The sequence below is a fragment of the Pseudoduganella sp. RAF53_2 genome (genome assembly GCF_052113985.1).
Lineage (GTDB): Bacteria > Pseudomonadota > Gammaproteobacteria > Burkholderiales > Burkholderiaceae_D > Rugamonas.
In genome coordinates this window covers 1-4,889 of sequence record NZ_JBFRDW010000468.1, presented here as the reverse complement: position 1 = coordinate 4,889, position 4,889 = coordinate 1, and the positions used below count along the sequence as shown (strand labels likewise).

Sequence of the window (4,889 nt, the reverse complement as noted above, 5' to 3'; positions counted from 1 at the left end):
ACGATGCGCCGATCCAGGCGATGCCCGTGATGATGTGCAGCCAGCGCACCAGCAGATTCGCCCATTCGAGTCCGTACGGGAGCAGGTATTCCATGTAATTCCTTGAGTTAGACGGTCGCCAATCTACAGAAGATAAACGGTTATACACCATCACACATGAAAAATAGCGTATATTCAACATATTCGATCCAATATACACACGCATCATGTCCGGCCTGCCGCAACACCTCGATATTCATTTGATCCGCATTCTCTATCTGCTGCTGGTGGAGAAGAACGTATCAAGGGTGGCGCTCAAGCTCAATCAACCGCAGCCCTCCATTTCAGCCTCGCTGCGCAAACTGCGTGAATTGACGGGCGATCCGCTGCTGGTGCGCGGCGCGCGCGGCATGGTGCCGACCCAGCACGGCGAAAGCCTGCTGCGTCCCGCCAAGCGCATTCTCGACGAGGCGGAGGGCCTGTTCGTCAAGAAGACGCCCTTTGTACCGCAGGAAGAAGCCCGTACTTTCAACATAGCCGCTCCGGATTATCTGGACTCGCAATTCCTGCCGAATGTGGTGTCCATGCTACGCCGCGGCTCGCCTATGAGCCGGGTAGTGATCCACAGCCTGGGGCCAGGCAGCGATTACCAGCGCATGCTGTCCGATGGCGATATGGACCTGGTGATCGCAAACTGGGATGAACCACCGGCGCATCTGCACATCTCCAAACTGTTCGAGGACCCGATCATTTGCGTGATGCATGCGGCCAGTCCTTACGCCAAGCGCACCGCAAGCGATGCGATGACGCTGGACGATTACCTCACCCTGCCCCACGTGGCGCCATCGCAAATGGTGCCCGGATACGGCGGCGTGATCGACTCCTTCCTCGAACGCCAGAATCTGCGCCGCAACGTGGCCGTGGAGTCGGCCTACTTTGGACTGATTCCTTACATGGTGACGCAATCGGATCTGGTGCTGACCACAGGCCGCCAGTTTGTGCGCTTCTACGAAAACTCGCTGCCGCTGAAGATTTTCAATGTGCCGGTGAAGTTCCCGCCGATGCGCTTCTATCAGCTGTGGCATGAGCGCGTGCATCAGGCGCCGGAACACAAGTGGCTGCGCGACCAGGTCGCCGCTGCTGCCAAGGCACTGGCGCGAAAGTAGGCGTCAGCCCAGCCTTGTCCGCCGCATCCGGTTCACGCGGCTGACCCGCGCGTGCAGAGTGTGTCCGATATCCAGATGCCGGAGAATCAGGATTGCGATCCCCGATCCCACCGCCGGCACGCCAAATGCCAGCACTTTCATTCCCAACAGGACTGAAGGCGGCTGCACGGCGCCCGGCACGTAGCCCAGTGCTGCAAGCGTTCCACCGATTGTCGCCAGCGCTGCTGCACCGCCGCCCTTCAGCAGCACCAGCATGACTGCAAACGAGAGCGTTTCGCGCCGATCCCGATAGCGGAATTCCGAGAAGTCGATGATGTCGGCCAGTATCCCCCATGGCAGCATGAAGACGCCAGCGAAGCCAATGCCGATCAGTGCCGCATACGTCAGCAGCGCAATCCTGTTTTCACCCGCCGCTGCAAACAGGACAATTCCCACAACCGTAATGGCGTGACTCATCGCCAGCAGGGACGTTTTATCCTGATGCCTGACCATCGCAATCCAGAACATCGCGCCAAGAATCTGGCTCACCGCGAGCATCAGCAGAACCTGTCCGGCGAATTCGGGACTTTGCAAGACATAAGTACACAGATAAAGCAGCGTCTTGACGAACATAGGCGTGGCAAAACCGGTGATCAGCGCAATCGACGCCATCGCGGCAAACAAGCTGTCCGGCCGCGGAAATAAGCGCCGCGTCGACAATTGCCGGTGACGCGCCGGGGCGGCATTATGCGCCGGCTTCGAACACCATGCCGCCAACAGCAACGAAGCGCAGAACAGCAGGCCGCCCGCAATGCCCAGCCACGCCATCCGTTCCGGCGCAGCGCTACCGACTGCACCGTGCATGAGCGGGGCTATCGCACAGGCGATGGTGATACTTGCGATGGAACTGAAGATGGTGCGGTAGCCGGAGGCGCGTCCGCGCGCGTGGCTGTCGGCCGTAACACGTGCCAGCAAGCCGTTATGCGGAACATCGATGGCCGCGAAAACGGCGCGAAAACACAGGATGAGGGCGCCGGCGACCACAATATCGTCAATGCCTGACAGCGGGAAACTGTAAATGGCGGCAAAGACCAGCGCACATGGCAGGGTGAAAAGCACGATCAGGCGGCGGTAGCCGATGCCATGCCGCTCTGCCCTGCCCGCAATGCATCCCGCCAAAAGATCGAACATCAGGTCCCCAGCAAGCACCAGCACCATCAGCTGGCTGACGCGCGYGGGCGCAATGCCGATAACGTCCGTCAGCAGATAGAGCAGCGTGACATCGATAGTACCCAGCAGGATCGCCTTGCCGAAATTGCCGGATGCATAGCCGATGATGTGCCGGTCATTTTTGACGGCGCGGCGGCATTGACCGATCCATATGAGGGGGCGATGGGCGAACATGAGGCGGGAGGCAAATGGAGGCGAGTTCCTGGCCCGTCCAGCATACTGCCCGCAGATGACCGCTTCGTGTCAGGCCAGCAGCGCTGTCGCAGCGTGAATCGGCAGCAGCGCTGCACCGATCGCGATCGCACTGCCGCCAAGTGTCGACACGCGCACCTCGCCGTGCTGCCGATAGTGCGGCCAACGCAGAGACAAGGCGTTCAATCTGGCCGCAAGACGCGATGTGATCGATTCCGGCAACGGGCTTGAAAACACAATCTCGTCCGGATCGAACCAGGCGATGGCACTGTTCACCAGGGACTCCAGCTGAACGGCGGCGCGGTCCAGCCATTGCTCGATCACGTCCTCATRGCCCGCCGTCAGTTCCTCGAACTGGGCGACCGACAGCACCGGACATCCCGCCTGCTGCAGAACCGATAGCAGATCCATCGTCGTCGGGCGCGGTAAGTCCGACGGATACAGTCTGCCCACATCGCCGGCGCTGCCGAATTCCCCCTTGATCAGGTGCCCGTCTTCAATTACTCCCGCCCCGATGCCATATCCCAGTAGGATCACCACGACGGTGGCCGCTTTGCCGATGGTGCCGCCCGAATAGTATTCCGCCAGCGCTGCCGCCTTGGCGTCGTTTTCCAGCAGGACGCTGGTGCCGAGGGCTTCGTCCAGTATCCGCCGCAGTGGCACGTCGCGCCATCCCGGCAAGTCCTTCACCGTATGCCATTGATCGCCCTTGCGCGAAACGGCCGGCCCGGGCACGCCGACACCGATACCGAGAAAACGCATGCCCAGCAGCTTGTGTTTGAGGCTCAGCTCACTGATTCGCTGTTCCAGGATGTTGGCGAACTCGATGGGATCGGGTGCACCCACCTGCTCACTGGTCAGCGAGATGACACCGCCTGCAAAATCGACCAGGGCGATTTCCAGCACGCCTTTGTGCACCGTCGCTCCGGCAGCGAAACCGCCGGCCGGCGACACCGCCAAGGGAACGGTCGGCCGCCCGCGCACTGGCGGTTCAGCCGCAGCCAGTTCCTCGACCAGACCGAGACTGATCAGGTTATGCGAAAGCTTCGTCAATGAGGAGTTGCTGACCTGAAGGGACAGGGCCAGCTCCGTGCGCGGCATCGGCCCTTTGCTGCGCATATGCCGAAGCAAACGCTTTTCTTCCGACACCAGGTTCAGTCGCGCCGCTCTCATTGCTTATCACCTTGCCATCAAGTTTTCGATTTATTTTACAAGTAATAAATAAAGCGGTCAAAATTGGTCCTTAAGCTGCTGGTGACTTATCCCTACCTACCAGGAGTGAAACCATGATCAGGAAAAAGACACTCGCCGCGGCGATCGGCGCGCTGTACGCGCTCACTACGTCGGCTCTCGCGCAGGTAAGCGCAGAGGCACCCGCTGCCGCTACGCCCGCTGCCGATACCACCGATTCGCAGGTCGTCGTCGTCACCGGCTCCGCCCGTCCGCAGCGCCGCTTCGATGTGTCCTATGCCGTGAACTCGCTGTCGCAGGGCGACGTGCAAAAACTGGCGCCGCAGAACATGGCCGACCTGCTGGGCAAAATGCCAGGCATCCAGGTTGAAGCGACTGGTGGCGAAGTGCAGAACATCACCCGCGTGCGCGGCATTCCAACCGACGACGGCTACGCCCTGTTCCAGCAGGATGGCCTGCCGCTGTTTACGGAAATTAACGGCTTCTTCTTCCGCGGCGACAGCATGAACCGCTACGATCTGATGACGAAAACGGTGGAAGTGGTGCGCGGCGGACCGGCGCCGATTTACGCCAGCCAGGCCGCCGCCATCGTCAACAACACCACGGTCACCGGCACGGAAAAAACGCAGGGCAAGGCCCAGGTCAGCCTTGGCACCACGGGTCTCAAGCGCCTGGACGCTTACCAGGCCGGCGCCATTGACGACAAGACCTTCTATGCCATCGGCGGCTTCATTCGCCAGGACGACGGTCATCGCGACAACGGTTTCCCCAATGACCGCGGCGGCCAGCTCCGCGCCAACATCAAGCGCGTGACCGATACCGGCACCTGGAAGCTGAGCGCCAACTACCTGAACGACCATAACGTCTTCTATCTGCCGATTCCGATTGCCGATCCGCGCAACCCTGGTGTCTCCCTTGATCCCTACATCGACTACTTCAAGGGCACGATGAACTCGCCGTCGCTGCGCAACGTGCCGCAGAAATACCTGGATGGTTCGGGCGCTCTGCAGACCGACCAGCGCGACCTGAAGAACGGCCGTCACCTCGAATTCGGCAACATCGGCCTGCAATACGAGGGCGAAATCGGCGCCTGGCTGCTGTCGGCCAAAGCCGGCTTCACCAAAGGCAAACTGGATTTCGACGCTTTCTATT

The 4,889-nt window shown here is 60.5% G+C and carries 5 protein-coding genes; 2 read left to right on the top strand and 3 right to left on the bottom strand.

What is annotated here, in order from left to right:
* On the bottom strand, window positions 1–94 hold a 94-nt coding region (locus AB4Z11_RS23080; RefSeq protein ID WP_442027930.1), incomplete at its 3' end, for a urate hydroxylase PuuD.
* A 112-nt stretch (window positions 95–206) separates the two neighbouring features.
* Between AB4Z11_RS23080 and AB4Z11_RS23075 the strand changes: the two genes are divergently transcribed.
* A complete protein-coding gene (locus AB4Z11_RS23075) occupies window positions 207–1,145 on the top strand; it encodes a LysR family transcriptional regulator (RefSeq protein ID WP_442027929.1) in 939 nt (312 codons plus the stop codon).
* Window positions 1,146–1,148: 3 nt separating this feature from the next.
* On the opposite strand, the gene AB4Z11_RS23070 is transcribed toward AB4Z11_RS23075, so the two are convergent.
* Together AB4Z11_RS23070 and AB4Z11_RS23065 are read right to left on the bottom strand one after the other, a co-directional pair.
* Entirely contained in the window at window positions 1,149–2,528 is a 1,380-nt protein-coding gene (locus AB4Z11_RS23070; protein WP_442027928.1) for an MFS transporter, read from the bottom strand.
* A gap of 69 nt (window positions 2,529–2,597) precedes the next feature.
* Window positions 2,598–3,719, bottom strand: coding sequence for an ROK family protein (locus AB4Z11_RS23065; RefSeq protein WP_442027927.1), 1,122 nt, complete (start codon window positions 3,717–3,719; stop codon window positions 2,598–2,600).
* Between the two features lie 113 nt (window positions 3,720–3,832).
* On the opposite strand from AB4Z11_RS23065, the gene AB4Z11_RS23060 reads away from it, so the two are divergent.
* A partial coding sequence (locus AB4Z11_RS23060; protein ID WP_442027925.1) for a TonB-dependent receptor plug domain-containing protein occupies window positions 3,833–4,889 on the top strand: 1,057 nt, incomplete at its 3' end.